This is a genomic window from Ruminococcus sp. 210702-SL.1.03 (assembly GCF_020559915.1).
Classification (GTDB): domain Bacteria; phylum Bacillota; class Clostridia; order Oscillospirales; family Ruminococcaceae; genus YE71.
In genome coordinates this window covers 53,726-71,894 of sequence record NZ_JAJCLZ010000006.1, presented here as the reverse complement: position 1 = coordinate 71,894, position 18,169 = coordinate 53,726, and the positions used below count along the sequence as shown (strand labels likewise).

At 51.9% G+C, this 18,169-nt stretch carries 17 protein-coding genes; 8 read left to right on the top strand and 9 right to left on the bottom strand.

What is annotated here, in order from left to right; genetic code table 11:
- Window positions 1-20 precede the first annotated feature (20 nt).
- Entirely contained in the window at window positions 21-1,997 is a 1,977-nt protein-coding gene (locus LI114_RS05015) for a cellulase family glycosylhydrolase (protein ID WP_227219722.1), read from the top strand.
- A gap of 72 nt (window positions 1,998-2,069) precedes the next feature.
- Here the strand turns inward: LI114_RS05015 and dhaS are convergent, their stop codons facing one another.
- On the bottom strand, window positions 2,070-2,597 hold the full coding sequence (dhaS, locus tag LI114_RS05010) for a dihydroxyacetone kinase transcriptional activator DhaS (protein ID WP_022126972.1): 528 nt from the start codon (window positions 2,595-2,597) through the stop codon (window positions 2,070-2,072).
- Between the two features lie 620 nt (window positions 2,598-3,217).
- Here dhaS and LI114_RS05005 point away from each other — a divergent pair.
- The 7 genes from LI114_RS05005 to LI114_RS04975 all read left to right on the top strand — a co-directional run bounded on the left by LI114_RS05005 (window position 3,218) and on the right by LI114_RS04975 (window position 9,789).
- Complete coding sequence (locus LI114_RS05005) at window positions 3,218-4,198, top strand: aldolase catalytic domain-containing protein (protein WP_227219721.1); 981 nt, start codon at window positions 3,218-3,220, stop codon at window positions 4,196-4,198.
- Between the two features lie 236 nt (window positions 4,199-4,434).
- Window positions 4,435-5,241 carry an amidohydrolase family protein gene (locus LI114_RS05000; RefSeq protein WP_227219720.1) on the top strand — a complete coding sequence of 269 codons (807 nt, stop codon included), beginning with the start codon at window positions 4,435-4,437 and terminating at the stop codon, window positions 5,239-5,241.
- A gap of 102 nt (window positions 5,242-5,343) precedes the next feature.
- Window positions 5,344-6,120 carry a YveK family protein gene (locus LI114_RS04995; protein WP_227219719.1) on the top strand — a complete coding sequence of 259 codons (777 nt, stop codon included), beginning with the start codon at window positions 5,344-5,346 and terminating at the stop codon, window positions 6,118-6,120.
- Window positions 6,120-6,884 carry a CpsD/CapB family tyrosine-protein kinase gene (locus LI114_RS04990; protein WP_227219718.1) on the top strand — a complete coding sequence of 255 codons (765 nt, stop codon included), beginning with the start codon at window positions 6,120-6,122 and terminating at the stop codon, window positions 6,882-6,884. The genes LI114_RS04995 and LI114_RS04990 overlap by 1 nt, the downstream gene beginning before the upstream one ends.
- A 95-nt stretch (window positions 6,885-6,979) precedes the next feature.
- Window positions 6,980-7,825, top strand: a complete 846-nt coding sequence (locus LI114_RS04985) for an aldose 1-epimerase family protein (protein ID WP_227219717.1) — start codon at window positions 6,980-6,982, stop codon at window positions 7,823-7,825.
- 3 nt (window positions 7,826-7,828) lie between these two features.
- Complete coding sequence (gene dtd, locus LI114_RS04980) at window positions 7,829-8,287, top strand: D-aminoacyl-tRNA deacylase (RefSeq protein ID WP_022126978.1); 459 nt, start codon at window positions 7,829-7,831, stop codon at window positions 8,285-8,287.
- A 197-nt stretch (window positions 8,288-8,484) separates the two neighbouring features.
- Window positions 8,485-9,789, top strand: a complete 1,305-nt coding sequence (locus LI114_RS04975) for a WG repeat-containing protein (RefSeq protein WP_227219716.1) — start codon at window positions 8,485-8,487, stop codon at window positions 9,787-9,789.
- 223 nt (window positions 9,790-10,012) lie between these two features.
- Here the strand turns inward: LI114_RS04975 and LI114_RS04970 are convergent, their stop codons facing one another.
- The 8 genes from LI114_RS04970 to LI114_RS04935 all read right to left on the bottom strand — a co-directional run bounded on the left by LI114_RS04970 (window position 10,013) and on the right by LI114_RS04935 (window position 18,154).
- Window positions 10,013-10,930, bottom strand: coding sequence for a dihydroorotate dehydrogenase (locus LI114_RS04970; protein ID WP_227219715.1), 918 nt, complete (start codon window positions 10,928-10,930; stop codon window positions 10,013-10,015).
- Window positions 10,927-11,694 carry a dihydroorotate dehydrogenase electron transfer subunit gene (locus tag LI114_RS04965; RefSeq protein WP_227219714.1) on the bottom strand — a complete coding sequence of 256 codons (768 nt, stop codon included), beginning with the start codon at window positions 11,692-11,694 and terminating at the stop codon, window positions 10,927-10,929. Before LI114_RS04965 ends, LI114_RS04970 begins: the two co-directional genes overlap by 4 nt.
- A gap of 278 nt (window positions 11,695-11,972) precedes the next feature.
- Window positions 11,973-12,917 carry an orotidine-5'-phosphate decarboxylase gene (pyrF, locus tag LI114_RS04960; RefSeq protein WP_227219713.1) on the bottom strand — a complete coding sequence of 315 codons (945 nt, stop codon included), beginning with the start codon at window positions 12,915-12,917 and terminating at the stop codon, window positions 11,973-11,975.
- Window positions 12,907-14,193, bottom strand: coding sequence for a dihydroorotase (locus tag LI114_RS04955; RefSeq protein ID WP_227219712.1), 1,287 nt, complete (start codon window positions 14,191-14,193; stop codon window positions 12,907-12,909). Before LI114_RS04955 ends, pyrF begins: the two co-directional genes overlap by 11 nt.
- A gap of 17 nt (window positions 14,194-14,210) precedes the next feature.
- Window positions 14,211-14,738 carry a hypothetical protein gene (locus tag LI114_RS04950; RefSeq protein ID WP_227219711.1) on the bottom strand — a complete coding sequence of 176 codons (528 nt, stop codon included), beginning with the start codon at window positions 14,736-14,738 and terminating at the stop codon, window positions 14,211-14,213.
- Between the two features lie 30 nt (window positions 14,739-14,768).
- Window positions 14,769-16,445 carry a dihydroxy-acid dehydratase gene (gene ilvD / locus LI114_RS04945; RefSeq protein ID WP_227219710.1) on the bottom strand — a complete coding sequence of 559 codons (1,677 nt, stop codon included), beginning with the start codon at window positions 16,443-16,445 and terminating at the stop codon, window positions 14,769-14,771.
- Between the two features lie 34 nt (window positions 16,446-16,479).
- On the bottom strand, window positions 16,480-17,172 hold the full coding sequence (locus LI114_RS04940; RefSeq protein ID WP_227219709.1) for a hypothetical protein: 693 nt from the start codon (window positions 17,170-17,172) through the stop codon (window positions 16,480-16,482).
- A gap of 25 nt (window positions 17,173-17,197) precedes the next feature.
- On the bottom strand, window positions 17,198-18,154 hold the full coding sequence (locus tag LI114_RS04935) for an ROK family protein (protein ID WP_227219708.1): 957 nt from the start codon (window positions 18,152-18,154) through the stop codon (window positions 17,198-17,200).
- Window positions 18,155-18,169: the final 15 nt, after the last annotated feature.

The window sequence follows — 18,169 nt, the reverse complement described above, 5'->3', positions numbered from 1 at the left end:
TAATTCTATAGGAGGAAGCTATGTCAGAAGATACCAATTCAAAGAAAACGGACGACACCACAGCTAAGGCTGAGCCGCGCGTTTCAAAGAAGATAATCGCGGCGTTTGCGGCTATGGCGGCGGTGATAATCGCGCTGGTGATAGCCGTTGCGGTGCTGGCTTCGGGTCGGGATAAGGACGAAAGCAGCGCCGAAAGCTCCGCCGTGAGCAGCGCCGCCGAGTCTGCCGTGAGCGAAGCTGAGGACTCCCCTGCCGACGAAAGCTCTGAGGAAGAGCCGCAGGACGAGAGCGAGGCTGAGGAAAGCGAAGCGGAGGACTCGCAGGCTGAGGAAGATACTAAAGACGATGAAGCCGCCGAAGGTTATGTATTTTATTACAACGGCAGCAATACATGGGAGGACAGCGGCGTTACCATGACGGGCATAGAGATGTCTTTCAAAAACGGCGGCGAGGCGCTTTCCGACTGGAAGCTGACCCTTGAGGTAGAGGGACTTGACCGCTGCGACGGCTGGAACGGCACATACAAATGCAAGGGCGACACCCTCACCATCACCCCCGCCGACTATAATAAGGAGGTCGCTGCGGGCGGCACTGTAGAGCTGGGCTGCAACATTGGCACAAAGGGCCCGCTGAACGTCAAATCGGCTAAGCTCAACGGCAAAGACTGCACCGTAAAAAAAGGCAGCGTTCCGAAAGCGAACAACAATAATAACAATAATTCGCAGAACGCAAATTCGGGCGAAAGCGTTGACGTCGACAAGCTGCTGAAACGCACGTCTAAAGCCAAGCAGGGCGACGATTGGCTGCACACCGACGGCAACAAGATATATGATAAAAACGGCAAAGAGGTGTGGATAACGGGCGTGAACTGGTTCGGCTACAACACGGGTACGAACACTTTCGATGGACTTTGGAACAGCGTTATGACCGACTCGGTAAAGGGCATAGCCGACCACGGCTTTAACCTTATCCGCGTGCCCTTCTCCGCCGAGCTGATAAACCAGTGGGCGGCAGGCGAGTACCCGCAGGCGAATTACAACAACGCCTATAATCCCGAGATGAACTCGATGAACAGCCTGCAAATATTCGACTATTTCTTAAAGCTGGCTGAGGAGAACGGTCTGAAAGTGATGATAGACATACACTGCGCCGAAACAAACGCCTCGGGCCACACCGTGAACCTCTGGTACACCGATAAAGTCAAGACCAAAGATTATTACGCGGCGCTGGAGTGGATGGCTGAGCGCTACAAGGATAACGACACGATAATCGCCTACGACCTCAAAAACGAGCCGCACGGCAAGCCGAACGAGGGCAAGTCCGCCGCGAAATGGGATAACTCAAAGGACGAGAACAACTGGAAATACGTTGCCGAAACGGCGGCGGGCAAGGTGCTCGCGAAAAACCCGAATGTGCTCATAATGGTAGAGGGCACGGAAGTTTACCCCAAGAAAAATGGCAGCGCCGACTCGACCAACAGCGATGATTTTTACTTCAACTGGTGGGGCGGAAATCTGCGCGGCGTAAAGGATCACCCGATAGACCTCGGCAAATATCAGGATAAACTGGTGTATTCGCCGCACGATTACGGCCCTACCGTTTACGAACAGCCGTGGTTCAAGGGCAGCTATAATTACGATTCGCTGATGAAAGACTGCTGGCACGACAACTGGTTCTACATCTACGAGGAAAACACCGCGCCGCTGCTGATAGGCGAATGGGGCGGCTTTATGACCGAGCCGAACCTCACCTGGATGACGCATATGCGCACACTAATCGAGAAGTACCACCTGCACCACACATTCTGGTGCTACAACGCAAATTCGGGCGACACGGGCGGACTTGTGCTCGATGACTTCACCACATGGGACGAAGAAAAATACAAATTCGTCAAGAAAGTTCTCTGGCAGGAGGACGGCAAATTCGTAGGACTTGACCACGAGATCTCGCTCGGCAAAAACGGCATAACGCTGAAAAAAGCGAAAGGTCTTTCGTGATCTGAAAAATCTATACGCATAAAAACAGGGACGTGCTCCGCAAAGAAGCGCGTCCCCTTTGTTATACTTACATCAAAACTGCTGGCGCATAAGCTTTATGCAGCTTCGCAGACCCTCGGTATACTCTTCGGGCGATGCGGAATTTTTCGACACCAGCCAGCGCACCAGCGAGCATATCAGCGCGTCGGAATAAAACTCCGCCGCAAAGGTGCTCTCTTTATCCGCCTTGAAATACTGTTTGAAATACTCCAGCAATATCGACTCGAGAATATCGTGAAAATAATCGCGGAAAGAATTTTGCCCCTCTATTTGCAGCGCCTTTGAGTAAAACTTTTTGTTATCGTAAAAATATCGGCAGACCGAAAGCAGATGCTGCCAGCCGTCGTCGCCCGGCACATAATTGAGTGTGTGTACAAATTCTGTATAGAATATCCAGTTTACAAGGTCGTACTTATCGCGGAAATGGTAGTAAAAGCTCTTGCGGTTCATATTGCAGCTTTCGCAGATGTCGCCTACGCTTATCTTTGCGAAAGGACGGCGCTCCATAAGCTGTTTCAGCCCCTCGGCAAGCGCGCGCTTTGTAACGTTCGAATCCGCCATTCTCCGTGAACCCCCTTGTTCCCTGCGATACAGCCGCCGCTTTTGCGAAGCAGTACGGCTATATTTATTATAACATATTTTGAAAAGATGTCAATGTAAATTTTGTGAAAAAGGGAGTTGAGGGCTTTTAGTAATCAGCAATTCATGATTTAGAAATTTTTCATCAATAAATCGCACCGTATGCAACCCACCGTTGCGCAAAAGCAACCCCCGATTTGTAGACTTCCCCGCCCGCGCGGTGTATAATATAGATACAGTAAATTCATATATCGACAAAATCATCACGCGAAAGGAGATACGCCTAAAGAGATAAGGCAAGCAAAAAACACGGCAATAAAATAATAGATTGCCTCAATACACTTCCCCTTTTAGTCCGCCGCAGCGCCCCGCGCAGTTTATCTGCGTATGCTGCGGCGGGCTTTTTTTGTTAAACACAGGCGGCAGCGTTCATAAAAAGTTTTCATAAATGCCCTCAAAATACTTGACAAAGCTCTTTTATGGTGCTATAATAGTAACATCGCTTTAGTAAGTAAAAGCTTAAAAGCATAAAAACATTAAAGCTTAAAATCATAAAATTGCTAAAGTACATGTAACTGTTTGTGAAAGGAAGTAAAGTAAAAATGGCACCAAAAAGAGGAGATCTTATCTCATACAGACCTGACATCAAGCTGCTCGACGCTACTATCAGAGATGGCGGACTCGTAAACGATTTTCGTTTTTCCGACGAATTCGTAAAAGAGCTTTACCGCACCAATATCAAGTCGGGCGTGGAATATATGGAATTCGGCTACAAGGCTTCTAAAGAGCTTTTCGACGTAAACGCTTTCGGCAAATGGAAGTTCTGCGACGAGGCCGACATACGCGTGATAGTCGGCGAAAACGACAGCCCGCTGAAGATCTCCGTAATGGCTGACGTAGGCAGATGCGACTACAAAAAGGACATTCTGCCGAAGAGCGAGAGCGTTATCGACATGATACGCATAGCGACATACACCCACCAGATGCCCGCGGCGCTCGAGATGATAAAGCACTGCCACGACCTCGGCTACGAAACTACCGTAAACATCATGGCAATATCCGCCAGCCCGGAAGATGATATCGAAATGGCGCTCAAGCTCGTCTGTGAAAGCCCCGTAGACGCTATCTATCTGGTAGACAGCTACGGCTCGCTCTACCCGGAGCAGGTGCGCGAGCTTACTCAGCGCTACTGCGACGCTGCCGAAGCGGTCGGCAAAAAGGTGGGCGTGCATATGCACAACAATCAGCAGCTAGCTTTCGCAAATACGATAGAGGGCATCGCACACGGCGCAAGCCTTGCCGACGCTACTATGAGCGGCATGGGCAGAGGCGCGGGAAACTGCTTTATGGAGCAGATGCTCAGCTTCCTCAGAAACCCGAATTACAAGCTTGACCCGACGCTGAAATTCATCGAAAAGTACATCGCTGAAGAGCGCGAGAAAGGCTCGGTATGGGGCTACGACGTACCCTATATGCTGACAGGCGCGCTCAACCGCCACCCGAGAGCGGCGATAGCTTTCATCAAAGAGCACAAGACCGACTACAACGGACTTTATCAAGACCTGCTGTACGAAATAAGCTGATTTGATAATAATCAACCGACTGCGGAGTTTTTAGCCGCAGTCGGCTTTTTTTGTATCAAAACCCGCCCGCCAAACAGCGCGCATTTGTGTAATAATACAAAAATTCAATAAACTATAAACAAACTATTGAAAATTGACGAAAATTGTGATATAATATTTTGTGTGGGTCTTTGCGGCAAAAAGCTGCCGAGACCCAGCGAACTCGCACTTTTCATACGGAGATGAACACTTGATTTATGATAATAGATTTTCATACTCACGCCTTTAACCCAAAGGTCGCCGAAAGGGCTATCGAAAAGCTTGAGAAGATAAGCGGGCTGAAAGCGTACACCCGCGGCTCGGTAGACGGGCTGATAAACCGCTTTGACGAATGGGGCGTGGACGCAGGCGTAATGCTCTCCATCGCCACAAAACCTACCCAGCAGCAGGTGATAAACGACTGGGCGGCTGAGATAAACGATACTAACAGCCGCATACTCGCCTTCGGCAGCGTGCACCCCGACTCGGAGGACGCGCCGGACGAGATACAGCGCATAAAAGAACTGGGACTTTACGGCATAAAGCTGCACCCCGACTACCAAAATTTCATGGTGGACGACCCGCGGCTCGACGAGATATACGAGTGCATTACGGAAGCGGAGCTGCCCGTGATATTCCACGCAGGGTACGACTGTATGTCGCCCGAGCTGATACACTGCCCGCCCGAGCGCTCGGCTAATATGCTGAAACGCCACCCGAAGATGAAAGTCATCCTCGCGCACTTAGGCGCAAACGAATACTGGCATGACGTTTACGATCTGCTCGCGGGTACTGACGGCGAGGTGTATTTCGACACATCGTTCACGGCGAACTGCCCCGACGAGCTGATGCTGAAAATAATCAGGAAGCACGGCGCTGAGCGCATACTTCTCGCGAGTGACTGCCCGTGGGAGAGCACGCAGAAGATGATAGAAAAGCTGCTGCGCCTAGACCTCGGCGACGCCGAGCGCGAAGCGATAATGGGTAAAAACGCCGCGCGGCTGCTGCATCTTAACATGGAATAACGCCGAGATGTAATAAATGTCAATTGACAACCCGCAAAAAATGTTGTATAATAAGCTTTGGAACAGAACAATGGTTTAAATATCAATTATAGGAGAATTTGAATGGAAAATCAGGAACAGGAAATCGACCTCAGAGAGCTGTTTTACGTCTTGCTCTCAAAGCTGCACATTATAATACTTGTGGCGGTATTCGGCGCGCTCTGCGCTTTCGCCATTGCTAAATTTGTGCTGCCTGTAAAGTACACCTCGTCAATCTCGATATTTGTAAACGCAGCGGGCGAAAACCAAAACACTACCGATGGCAAAGCGGACAACGCCGACCTTACCGCGGCGAAAAGCCTCGCCGCCACATACATCGTCATTCTTGAGGACGATATCGTTTACGACAAGGTCTCAGAACTGCTGGTGCAGGATTACGAGATCTCAGACCTGCAAAAGGTCTTCAACGTTTCGTATGAAAACGGCGAGCCTTACATCTCGGCGAGCCAGATAAAGTCGCTCGTAACAATCGCTTCGGTAAACGAAACGGAAGTAATATCCATCTCGGCGACCACGCAGAACCCCCAGCTTTCCGCCGATATATGCACATACATAGCCAACATCGCGCCCGACCTGCTCACCCGCACCACCCACGCAGGTTCGGTAGAATCTATCGGCAACGCTAAAGTTCCAAGCGCGCCCTCTTCGCCGAACGTGAAGAAGATTACGCTCATCGGAATGTTGGCGGGCTTCGTCATCGCGGCGGCTGCTGTTATAATCGCACACCTTATCGACAACAGGATCAACATTGGCGAAGATTTCAAGAAGAGATTTCCTGATGTGCCCGTTTTGGCAGAGATACCCGATGTTTACAATCTTGATAAGGGAGGTAAAAAGTAATGAGCAACGAAAAGAAACGCAAGAAAAGCTTGAGAAAATACGTTACCCTGCTTGACAGAGAATTCCCGTTTCAGACTACCGAGGCTTTTAAATCGCTGAGAGCGAACCTGATATTCAGCCTTTCCACAAGACCCAACAAGGTGTTTGCCGTTACGAGCGCTATGCAGCACGAGGGAAAATCCACCGTGGCGGCAAACCTTGCTATAACGTTCGCGCAGATGGAAGCTAAGGTGCTCGTCATCGACGCCGACCTGCGCAAGCCTGTACAGCACAAGATGTTCAAGCAAAAGAACAAGGCGGGGCTTTCTACCCTGCTGGCGGGCATGACGGCTTTCAAGGACGTTGTCTGCGAAAACGTTATCCCCGGATTAGACGTGCTGGTGAGCGGCCCCATACCGCCCAACCCCTCGGAAATGCTCGCTTCAGACAACATGAAGCAGCTTATAAAAGAGCTGGCTGATTACTACGATTACATAATCATCGACACGCCGCCGGTAAACATAGTCAGCGACACAATCTCGCTGCTCGACAGCATCGCGGGCGTAGTGCTTGCGGCGATGTCCGGCGTTACCACATACGAGTCCTACCAGCTCGCGCTTGACGCAATCAACTTCGCGCACGGCAGCGTGCTCGGCTCGGTAATAACCTGCTGCCCCGTATCCACCGGCAAGAGCGGCAAGGGCAGATACAGCTATAAGTACGGCTACAAGTACGGTTACGGCTACAGTTACGGCTACGAATATTCTTCATCGGCAAAAGAATAATAAAACTGACAAACTGACTATCGGCAGAGAAGCTAATTATTGCACACTCTGCCATTTTCATACAGACTCATTTTACCCGAAAGGAGCAAATAAAAATGCTGATAGAAAAGAAAGTAGGAAATTTGAGCTTTGCGGCTGATGAAAACGGCGCTGAGCTTCACTCGCTGAAATATAAGGGAGAGGAATTTCTCTGGCAGTGCGGAGATGCTTGGAAGCGCTACGCACCCGTTCTCTTCCCTTTCATATGCTCGCCTAAGGACAGAACTTACCGCGCGGGCGGCAAGGAATACACTATGCCCGGCAACCACGGCTTCGCGCGCGACAGCAAATTCAAGCTTGTCGGCGACTCTGAAAGCTCGGCGACCTTCTGTCTGGAATCTTCGGCAGCTACCAAAGAATGGTATCCTTATGATTTCAAGCTGCTGGTGAGCTACATCATAAATAACGGCGTGCTCGAAGTACGCAGCACCGTGCAGAATACCGGCAAGGAAGATATGTACTTCTATCTCGGCGGACACCCCGCTTTCATCTGCGACATCGAGGGCGGTGAGAGCGTTGCCGTTTACGAAAAACCTGAAACCATAATCCAGCCCATCCCCGAAGGCGAACGCACCGTGCTTGACGGCAAGACCACCCTGCACCTCACCCGCGAGATGTTCAAGTACGACGTTATCATGAAAGACCACCCAGCTTCTAAGGCTATAACGCTGAAAAAAGAGGACGGCGGATATGTAAAGCTCAGCTTCCCGAACAGCGAGTGCATAGCCGTATGGACGGCTGCCGACCCCGCGGCGCAGTTCATCTGCCTGGAACCTTGGACGAGCGTGCCTGCATACGCGGACGACGAGTACGCAAACATTGAGGAAAAGCCTCACGCTATAAAGCTTTCGCCCGAATCGGCATACATCTACAAATATTTTATCGAGATTGGAAAGATATAACAAATGAGAGCTGTAATTCAAAGAGTCACCCGCGCAGAAGTCAAAGTAGACGGCGAGAGCGTCGGTAAGATAGGCGGCGGACTGCTCGTGCTGATGGGCGCGGGCGCTGACGACACCGAGGCGGACTGCGAAAAGCTGGCTGACAAGATAGTGAAGCTGCGCATATTCTCCGACGAAAACGACAAAACAAATCTTTCGGTAAACGACGTTCACGGCGACATACTGGCGGTCTCGCAGTTCACGCTGTACGCCGACTGTTCGCACGGCAACCGCCCCAGCTTTATAAACGCGGGCGAGCCGAAGCGCGCCGAGCAGCTTTACGAGTATTTCAAAGCGCAGCTCGCCGCAAAGCTCGAGGGCAATGTGCAGGCGGGAATTTTCGGCGCGGATATGAAAGTAGACCTGCTCAACGACGGACCTTTTACCATAATAATGGAATGTATCGGCGGAAAGATAGTATAATAGTAAATGAAGCGGTTTCCCTGCATTTATTATTAGAATTATTACTAAAATGTAATGGTTACAAACCTTAAATTCATCTAAATAAACATTGACTTACATCGAAAATTGTAGTATAATATTGTATTGTAGAACTGCGCGCCGAAAAACATATAGGCGCATACATCAGACAGAAAATGTATTTTTTAAGGAGGGCCTTTATGAAAAGGTATCTTGCTCTCATCACGGCTTTCGCCGCGGCGCTTGCGCTGGGCGGCTGTTCACTTCCGGGCGAGCAGCAGCAGGACGATGATTTCGCCCCAAGCGATTCATACGCAGATGCGGAAGTTACTGACGTTGAGGAAAAAGTAAATTATCACTGGGTCATAGAGCCCAGCATTTCTGCGGAAAATATCATAGTTTTCGATGGCAGCCAGGTAAATACCGACGGCGATGTGAACACCATGTACCAGACCATCGCGGTGCTTTGCCAAAACGGTCTTTACGGCTTTATCGACTACAAGGGCAACATAGTGGTACAGCCGCAGTACAAGTATTACTACATCTGCTCATGCGGACAGATAGTGCTTTACAACATCACCGACCAGAAAAACGATACCCGCGAGTACTGCACGCTGGACGATGACGGCACGGTGGTAGACTACGTCAACGAGCATGAAAGCTCGAAGATAGAGTATTATTACGACGACGGAAAGATATATTACGCTCGCGAAGCGGAAGAGTGGGCGGTGCACGAATACACCGATAAGAAAACGGTGGTAGCCGCCGAAGCTACGGTAGATTCGCTCGGCAACGGCGAGTATGACGCAGTAGTTCCCGAAACCCCGAAATACGGCGTGGTAAAGCAGGACGAGATAGTCCTCGACTTCCAGTACGACGATTACTACGCGCCCGCCTACGTCGGCGCAGGCATCACGGGCATCGCGCTGAAAAAGGACGGCAAGTGGGGCTATGTAAACTCCGGCGGAGATGAGATAGTTTCATTCAAGTGCGATGAGATATTCAGTTCCTACAACGGCGAGCTTGCTGATTCGCAAGAGTCGGGTCACCCCTACCTCTTCTCTGAGGAATTTGTGGCTGTGAGCATGAATTACTCGTTCGGCTACTACAATATCGACGGAAGCTGCATGGTAAAGACCAACGAATTTGAGCAGGCGCGCCCCGTGCACAACGGCAAAGCCTGGGTGTGCAGCGGCGGCAAATGGGGCGTTATCAGATTCGGCGCGGCTGAGGAAGAGGAAGGCATAACGATGACCACCACCTCTACCACCACGACGACCAAGCCGTGGTCTACGACAGGCAGCTCGGCGACCTCTGAAACATCGGCAAGCACTAAAAAGACCAAGGCTACCGAGCCGACATACACCGACCCTGTGACCGACCCCGTGACCGACCCTGTTACCGATCCCGTTACCGACCCCGTAACAGACCCCACTATCACCGATCCGATAATCACGGATCCTGTTACAGATCCCGTAATACCCGACGTTCCCGCCGAGTACTAAAACTTTCAGACACAGCAAAAGTCCGAAGATCTTTTTACAGATCCTCGGACTTTTTTATTGCACATATCAGCAGATGAAGTATTTCTCTCCGAATTACAGAGTTTCTGCTTTGTCTAGTCTGCGCTGATCTTGGCAGGGCTGTTGCTTGATAGTCTATGATGATTTCTATTTTTATATACAAAAACGGCGCACGCCGAAGCATACGCCGCAATATCTGTATATTTTACCAAGGCTGCACAGTGCCCACTATCTCAGAGATATTGGCAATTCCGTTATCCTCGCAATATTTCTCCAGCCCGTCGATCATCTTCACGGGAGCGTAGGGGTCGGCAAATATCGCCGCGCCTACCTGCACTGCGGAAGCGCCCGCCATCATCATCTCTACCGCGTCCTCCCAGGTGGATATACCGCCCATGCCGACAACGGGTATCTTTACCGCGTTGGCAGTCTGCCAAACCATTCTCACCGCCACGGGGAATACCGCAGGGCCGGAAAGTCCGCCGACGTTGTTTCTCAGTATTGGGCGGCGGGTCTTTATGTCGATGCGCATACCCAGCAGCGTATTGATGAGCGAGAGCGCGTCCGCGCCGGCAGCCTCTACCGCCTTAGCGATGTCGGTGATGCTGGTAACGTTTGGCGAAAGCTTCACCATCAGCGGTTTATCGGGCAGCTCTTTTTTCACAGCCGCAGTTACCGCCGCCGCTACGTTACAGTCCGTGCCGAAAGCCGCTCCGCCCTGCTTTACGTTCGGGCAACTGATGTTCAGCTCTACCATATCAACGGCCGAGGGGTTTATAAGCGAAGCCAGCTCGGCGCACTCTTCTATCGAAGCGCCCGCGATGTTCGCGATTATGCGCGTGTCCTTAGTCAGCAGGTTAGGCAGCTCGTAATTTAGGAACTTCTCCGCGCCGCCGTTTTGCAGACCTACCGAGTTTAGCATTCCCGCGGGGGTCTCCGCTACGCGCGGGCCTTGGTTGCCCTGACGCGGTTTCAGCGTAGTGCCCTTTACGGAAATTCCGCCAAGTTTCGAGAGGGGGTAAAGGCACTCGTACTCTCTGCCGTAGCCGTATGTGCCGCTGGCGGGGATAACGGGGTTTTTAAATTCCACGCCGCAGACGTTTACTTTTAAGCGTTCGCTCACGAGAAATCGACCTCCTCTCCGTCAAATACAGGGCCGTCCTTGCAGACGTGCGAAAGAAACTGCTCGCCGTCCTTGACCGTTTTGCAGACGCAGACCAGACAAGCGCCTACGCCGCAGGCCATTCTCTGCTCCAGCGAAACTTCCGACTTAACGCCGTATTCCTTAGCCAGCGCTACTATGTTTTTCAGCATGGGCGCAGGACCGCAGGCGTAGATGATGTCGGGCTTATCGCTTTCAAGGCGCGCTTTCAGCGGCTCGGTAACAAAGCCGTGTATGCCCGCAGTGCCGTCGTCGGTGCAAAGAGTAGCCTCACAGCCCGCCGCTTTGAAGTCATCTTGCAGTATAGCTATGCCCGCCGTGCGGAAGCCGCTTATCACCTGCGCGTTTTCGCCGTACTGCTTAGCTATGCCGAGCATTGGGGGCGTGCCGATGCCGCCGCCTACGCACACAGCCTTTTTGCCCTCAAGCACGGTAAAGCCGTTGCCCAGCGGCGCGATAATATCTATAAGCGAACCTACGTTCAGCTCGGCTATCTTTTCTGTGCCCTTGCCGCGCACCTCAAAAACCATTCTCAGCGTGCCGTTTTCCTTGTCTATATCGCAGATGGATATTGGTCTGCGGAGGAAGTAGCCCTCTGCCGCCACCTGCGCGAACTGCCCCGCTTTCGCGAGCTTCGCGATGTGCGGACAGTAAACCGTTATGTCAAAAATACCCTTAGCTATCGCCTTTTTCGCGACTACGGGGTACTTGCCCTGTCTGTACATTTTCTCAATCCTTTCGGGGTCTATTACTATGCAAAAACACAGGCGGAGCAGTATCCGCCTGCGTGATGTGTAAATTAAGGCAATACCGCACAACTATTGTGTGCAGATTGCGTCGTCAGATTTTTCGTCAGATTGCCTAAAGCCGACGACGCTTAACTCGCGTTAAGCTAGGAGGTTTTGGGTGATATGACGGAAAATTGTTTTGGCTTCGCAAAAACGCAAGCAAGATGTGCACAAAGCCGCTAGGCGGTAGTTGTGCGGCGTTGCCTTAAAAGCTATCAAATATCAAGGCTTATCTTAGGCAGGTAAGAGATTATGTCCTCTTTCATGCGGATAACTTCGCGCCTTGCCGCTTTTGCAAAATCGTGCTCGTCGCAGTTCTCTTCCTTTTTGTAAGCGCACATTACGCCGCGGGAGGAGTTTACGATAGCGCCCAGGCCGTTTTTGTCAAAGCCCTTCGATACGCCCTCAGCTCCGCCGCCCTGAGCGCCATAGCCGGGTACGAGGAAGAATGTGTGCGGAAGAGCGGCTCTCATCTCAGCAAGCTGCTCGGGATATGTAGCGCCAACTACCGCGCCTACTCCGCTGTAACCGTACTTGCCGGGAAGCTCTTCGCCCCACTTTTCGCACATATCGCCCATTGTGGCGTATACCGTTTTGCCCGACTCGAGCTTTAAGTCCTGAAGCTCGCCCGAAGATTTGTTAGAGGTCTTTACCAGCACAAAAATGCCCGCGTCCTTTTCGGTGCATACCTTTATCAGCGGCGCTATGCCGTCTGTGCCGAGGTAGCCGTTTACAGTGAGCGCGTCCGCGCCGAATGGGGCAATGTCCTCTACTCCACCAATGGTAACGCTGCCGAGATGCGCCGCCGCATATGCTTCCATAGTAGCGCCGATGTCGTTGCGCTTGCCGTCAGTGATCACGAACATACCCTTTTCCTGTGCGTAGCGGATAGTTTTGTAAAGGGTCTTTACGCCCTCGTAGCCGTACATTTCGTAGTACGCCGCCTGCGGCTTTATCGCGGGGCAAATGTCGTGTATCTCGTCGATTATCGCCTTGTTGAATTCCAAAACAGCCTTAGCCGCCGCCTTGCAGTTAGCGCCGTACTTCGCTATCTTTTTTTCAACGATGTACTGCGGAACGTACTCCAGCTTGGGGTCTAAGCCTACTACCGAGGGGTTTTGCGTTTTTACAATATTTTCTATCAGTCTGTCAAGTGACATTTTCATCTTCCTTTCGGTCAAAAACTATCTTTCCGCGGCAGATGGTGTACACCGCCCTGCCCTTGAACGTTTCGCCCTTGAAAACAGTGTTTTTCGATTTCGAGTGCAGCTTTTCAGGCTCTACCGTCCACTCGGCTTCGGGGTCGAAAATGCAAAGCTCGCACTCCGCGCCCTCTTCTATCTTCACGGGCGGCAGACCCAGCACTCTGCGCGGGTTGACGCTCATAAGCTCTGCTATCTTGCCGATGCCGCATTTTCCGCCGTGGTAAAGCTTCGTGAGCGTTGCTGCAAGCGAAGTTTCCAGACCTACTACGCCGTTCGGCGCTTTGAGAAAGTCTGCCTTTTCCTCCGCGGCGTGCGGGGCATGGTCGGTGATTATGCAGTCGATAGTGCCGTCGAGCAGCGCTTCTTCTATCGCAGCCCTGTCCTTTTCGGTGCGCAGCGGCGGCGACATTCTGTAATCGGCGTCACGCGAATAGAGCTTTTCATCGGTGTAAGTGAAGTAGTGCGGCGCAGTTTCGCAGGTGACGTTCACGCCGTCGCGCTTAGCCGCGCGAATTATGTTCACCGAGCCGTATGTAGAAACATGGCAGATATGTATGTGCGCGCCGCAGGAAGCCGCCAGCGCTGTCTCGCGCGCGGTGATGTAGTCCTCGCTCGCTCTGTCCATGCCCTTAACGCCCAGCGCTTTCGACACTTCACCCTTGTTGATTATGCCGCCGTTGATGATCTTCAGATCTTCGCAGTGCGAGAGGACGGTCATGCCGTTAGTCACCGAAAGCTCCAGCGCCTGACGCATAAGCTCGGCGTTCTCAACGGGTCTGCCGTCGTCGGTTATCGCGAAAACTCCCGCATTTTTCAGCGCTTCGTAATCGCAAAGTCCGCCGCCGCTCATACCCTCGGTTATGCAGGCTGAGGTGTAGACGTTTATGCCCGTCTGCGCGCCTTTATCGAGGATATATTTTACAGTTTTTGGGGTATCGCAGGCAGGCTTTGAGTTCGGCATAAGCAGCACGCCCGTAACGCCGCCCGCTTTCGCCGCGGCAGCCCCCGTGAAAATATCTTCCTTATAGGTAAGTCCGGGGTCGCGGAAATGAACGTGCATATCGAAAAGCCCCGGCACGGCGTAAAGCCCCGTGCAGTCTATCACCCGCTCGGCAGACCCGCCGCAATCGCCTATCTTCACTATCTTACCGTCTTTAACGGCTATGTCAGTAACGCAGTCAAGCCCTGTCTGCGGGTCTGCGGCGTGTACGTTTTTTAAGATAAGATCCATGTATTTCTCCGTTCTTATCAATCCTTAGTAAGGTCGTGTTCAGAACCGTAGAGGTCGATGGTGGCTTCAGGGCACTTGCACTTATATGTCTGCGCGCCGCTGCCGTCGTTCGCACGGATAAGAAAAGTTATCGTAGGCGGATTTTCCACGTCTATCTCGTCTTCCTTATTTTCAGGTTCGGGAAAATCGATGTTATCGAAAGATACTTCGGCGAAAACCTTGAGCTTTACATACTTTTCAAACTCCTTGGTATAGTGACCGGGTATCATGAGCAGCTTTATCTTCTTAGCGTCCTCGTTGAGCTTGAAGTAGCCTTCTGCGAGCTGTGTGCTGCCCTTTTTGATGGTAAATCTGCCCTCTTGGTCGAAGGTGAACGTCATATCGCCGTCGCCGCGCTCTACCCACGGACCGGTGATTATCTGGCGCGAAACGCCCACACGTTCAGGCTGACCCAGCGTGTATGTCATTACAAGTACGATGCAGAAAATGAGTACGATAAAAAATATCGTAAGGAAAATGCGTCCGATGATCTTTAGTGCTTTCATAAGAATGACCTTCCTTTTATGTCGTTAACGTTAGTTGTTTTTGAGTATAGCGCCGGTGTTGCCCGAAGTTACGAGCGAAGCGTATCTTGCGAGGTAGCCGGTAGTTATCTTAGGCTCTCTCGGCTGCCACTGCGACTTTCTTGCGGCGAGCTCTTCGTCGCTGAGCTTTACGTTTATGGTATTTTCGGGAATGTTTATCGAGATCATGTCGCCGTCCTTAACGAGTCCGATAGGGCCGCCTACCGCCGCTTCGGGGGAAACATGGCCGATAGCCGCACCGCGTGTAGCACCGCTGAAACGTCCGTCGGTGATGAGCGCTACCGACGAGCCGAGACCCATGCCCATTATAGCGGAGGTCGGGTTGAGCATCTCTCTCATTCCGGGGCCGCCCTTAGGACCTTCGTAGCGGATAACTACTACGTCGCCCTCGCTGATCTTGCCGCCCTTTATAGCGTCGATGGCGTCCTCTTCGCAGTCAAAGCACTTGGCAGGGCCTTCGTGAACGAGCATTTCGGGAGCTACCGCGCTTCTCTTTACTACGCAGCTGTCGGGCGCAAGGTTGCCCCTCAGTACCGCGATGCCGCCGGTTACGGAGTACGGGTTGTCGATAGGTCTGATTATCTCGGGGTTCTTGTTTACGGCGGGCGCTATGTTTTCGCCTACCGTCTTGCCGGTGCAGGTGATTATATCGGTATTGAGCAGGTCTTTCTTGGTCAGCTCTTTCATTACCGCGTATACGCCGCCCGCCTCGTTGAGGTCTTCCATATAGGTCTTTCCTGCGGGTGCGAGGTGGCAGAGGTTCGGGGTCTTGGCGGAGATGTGATTCGCTATATCAAGGTTGAGGTCTATGCCGCACTCGTGCGCGATGGCGGGCAGGTGGAGCATAGAGTTTGTGGAGCAGCCGAGAGCCATATCTACCGTGAGGGCGTTCATGAAAGCCTTTTCGGTCATGATGTCGCGCGGGCGGATATTCTTTCTGTAAAGCTCCATTACCTGCATACCCGCTTTCTTAGCGAGCTTTATTCTCTCGGAGTAAACGGCGGGGATAGTGCCGTTTCCGCGCAGACCCATGCCCAGTACCTCGGTAAGGCAGTTCATAGAGTTTGCTGTGTACATACCCGAGCAGCTTCCGCAGGTAGGGCAAGCCTTGTTCTCAAATTCGTCAAGGCCTTCCTGATCGAGCTTGCCTGCCGCGAAAGAGCCTACCGCCTCAAACATACTTGAAAGCGAGGTCTTTTTGCCCTGAACATGGCCTGCGAGCATAGGACCGCCCGAAACGAATATCGTCGGCACGTTTACTCTTGCCGCCGCCATCAGCAGACCGGGCACGTTCTTATCGCAGTTAGGCACCATTACCAGCGCGTCGAAATGATGTGCGAGCGCCATGCACTCGGTGCTGTCGGCGATAAGGTCGCGGGTAACGAGCGAGTACTTCATGCCCTGATGACCCATAGCTATACCGTCGCAAACGGCTATCGCGGGGAAAACTACCGGCGTACCGCCGTTCATAGCTACTCCCAGCTTTACAGCCTCTACTATCTTGTCGATGTTCATATGGCCCGGTACGATCTCGTTATATGAGGAAACTATACCTACCAGCGGTCTTCTCATTTCCTCTTCGGTCATACCCAGTGCGTTGAAGAGCGAGCGCTGCGGAGCTTTGTCCGAGCCTTCGCAGAAAAAGTTACATTCTTTACATTCTGACATTTTAGATTACCTCTTTTGCATATATGAATAAAATTTATTCTTCGTTGTAAGTTTCGGCAGCGTGGTCGAGTATAGCCGTCAGCTTTTTCTCGAGCGGCGTGCCTACTGCGTCGCGACAGTAAGTCATGCAGAGTCCCCAGTAATTCTTCTCAGATCTATCGCCGAGGTACAGCCCGTAAAAAGCGACTATCTTGCCGTAATAGTTTACGTTTTTCGCCTTGAAAAGTATATGGCCGCGGTCTATCGGCTGAAACTGCGAAAGCCCGCTCACTGTGCCGCTGCTAAGGTAGCTCACTACTGCCTTGTAGATGAAGTTAGCGCAGTCAAGGCTGATACAGGGCTTGTTGAGGTCTATATCGGCGTCATCTTTTTCATCATACTTGTAAAGATGGCACATCATAGGCTCGGCGTGGCTTCTGAATTCGGTGAAATCCTCAGGCAGCTCAAAGCTCGAGATCGGCTCGTAATATTCGTTTTTCACGATCTTGTAAGGCGCTGTCGGCTCACTGCCGCTTGCCAGTACCTCGGGCGGCGTGCAAGGCGCGTTTGAGATGCTCGCAGGTGCTGGCGATGGCGCTGAAACGTGGGTAGCTTCATGCTTTACGCCCATAGCCTTATCCACCGCTTCGGCAAAGCTGTTGCCGTTCGCGGTAGAGCCGCCGTTATTCACTATCGCGTTGTCGATAGCTTTTGCCGCTTCTTTTAATATTTTATCAAATAACCCCATTGCTGTTCTCCTTATAAACTGCGTTTTAGTTTTTGTTCAGACCCAAGAAAGCCGCGCCGATTATGCCCGCGTCGTTGCCGAGCTTAGCTATAACTATCTCGGTGTTCTTAGCCGAGTTTTTGGTATAAACTTCCTTAGCCACAAGCTCTTTCAGCGGCAGCAGCAGCGGGTCGCCCTCGTTGCAAACGCCTCCGCCTATGCAGAGTATGTCGGGCTGGAAAATGTTGATGGTGTTCGTGATGCCGAGCGCCAGGTACTTGATGTACTTTTCAACTACTTCCTTGCCAGCCTTATCGCCCGCGCGCATAGCGTTGAAAGCGGTTCTGGCAGATACCTTGCCGTCATCTTCGTTCATCTTCCACATTATCGAGCTCTTGTCGGCGAGCATGGCTTCCTTAGTCATTCTTACCAGACCCGTTGCCGAAGAGAATACCTCGAAGCAGCCCTTTCTGCCGCAGGTGCACTCAGGACCGTTGGGGTCTACCACAGTGTGACCTATCTCAGCGCCCGCGAAGTTGAAGCCCGAGTAGATCTTGCCGTTGATGATTATTCCGCCGCCTACGCCCGTGCCGAGTGTGATACATACCGCGTCATTCGCGCCCTTAGCCGCGCCTGCGACAAATTCACCGTAAGCCGCAGCGTTAGCGTCGTTTTCCACGAAACAGGGCTTATCTATATGAGTGCGCATGAGCTTCACTACGGGGAAATTCAAAAAGCCCAGATTGTTTGAATACTCTATAACGCCGCTCTCAGAGTTCGCAGTACCCGGCGTGCCGATGCCTACGCTCTCGATGTTTTCGAGGGTAAGGCCTGCCTTTTCTACCGCCTCGAGCGCTACCTTTGCCATGTCCGCGCATATCTCTTCCGCGGGGCGGGGCAGGTTTGTCTTGCAGGTCGCCTTTGAAACTATCTCAAAATCCTCAGATACCACGCCTGCCTTTATGTTAGTACCGCCGAGATCTATACCTATATAATATTTCATGTTTATACCCCTTTA

Excerpts from the sequence above, each read along its gene's own strand:
- LI114_RS05015 (WP_227219722.1), top strand. The coding sequence starts at position 21 with ATGTCAGAAGATACCAATTCAAAGAAAACGGACGACACCACAGCTAAG.
- dhaS (WP_022126972.1), bottom strand. The coding sequence starts at position 2,597 with ATGGCGGATTCGAACGTTACAAAGCGCGCGCTTGCCGAGGGGCTGAAA.
- LI114_RS05005 (WP_227219721.1), top strand. The coding sequence starts at position 3,218 with ATGGCACCAAAAAGAGGAGATCTTATCTCATACAGACCTGACATCAAG.
- LI114_RS05000 (WP_227219720.1), top strand. The coding sequence starts at position 4,435 with ATGATAATAGATTTTCATACTCACGCCTTTAACCCAAAGGTCGCCGAA.
- LI114_RS04995 (WP_227219719.1), top strand. The coding sequence starts at position 5,344 with ATGGAAAATCAGGAACAGGAAATCGACCTCAGAGAGCTGTTTTACGTC.
- LI114_RS04990 (WP_227219718.1), top strand. The coding sequence starts at position 6,120 with ATGAGCAACGAAAAGAAACGCAAGAAAAGCTTGAGAAAATACGTTACC.
- LI114_RS04985 (WP_227219717.1), top strand. The coding sequence starts at position 6,980 with ATGCTGATAGAAAAGAAAGTAGGAAATTTGAGCTTTGCGGCTGATGAA.
- dtd (WP_022126978.1), top strand. The coding sequence starts at position 7,829 with ATGAGAGCTGTAATTCAAAGAGTCACCCGCGCAGAAGTCAAAGTAGAC.
- LI114_RS04975 (WP_227219716.1), top strand. The coding sequence starts at position 8,485 with ATGAAAAGGTATCTTGCTCTCATCACGGCTTTCGCCGCGGCGCTTGCG.
- LI114_RS04965 (WP_227219714.1), bottom strand. The coding sequence starts at position 11,694 with ATGTACAGACAGGGCAAGTACCCCGTAGTCGCGAAAAAGGCGATAGCT.
- pyrF (WP_227219713.1), bottom strand. The coding sequence starts at position 12,917 with ATGTCACTTGACAGACTGATAGAAAATATTGTAAAAACGCAAAACCCC.
- LI114_RS04955 (WP_227219712.1), bottom strand. The coding sequence starts at position 14,193 with ATGGATCTTATCTTAAAAAACGTACACGCCGCAGACCCGCAGACAGGG.
- LI114_RS04950 (WP_227219711.1), bottom strand. The coding sequence starts at position 14,738 with ATGAAAGCACTAAAGATCATCGGACGCATTTTCCTTACGATATTTTTT.
- ilvD (WP_227219710.1), bottom strand. The coding sequence starts at position 16,445 with ATGTCAGAATGTAAAGAATGTAACTTTTTCTGCGAAGGCTCGGACAAA.
- LI114_RS04940 (WP_227219709.1), bottom strand. The coding sequence starts at position 17,172 with ATGGGGTTATTTGATAAAATATTAAAAGAAGCGGCAAAAGCTATCGAC.
- LI114_RS04935 (WP_227219708.1), bottom strand. The coding sequence starts at position 18,154 with ATGAAATATTATATAGGTATAGATCTCGGCGGTACTAACATAAAGGCA.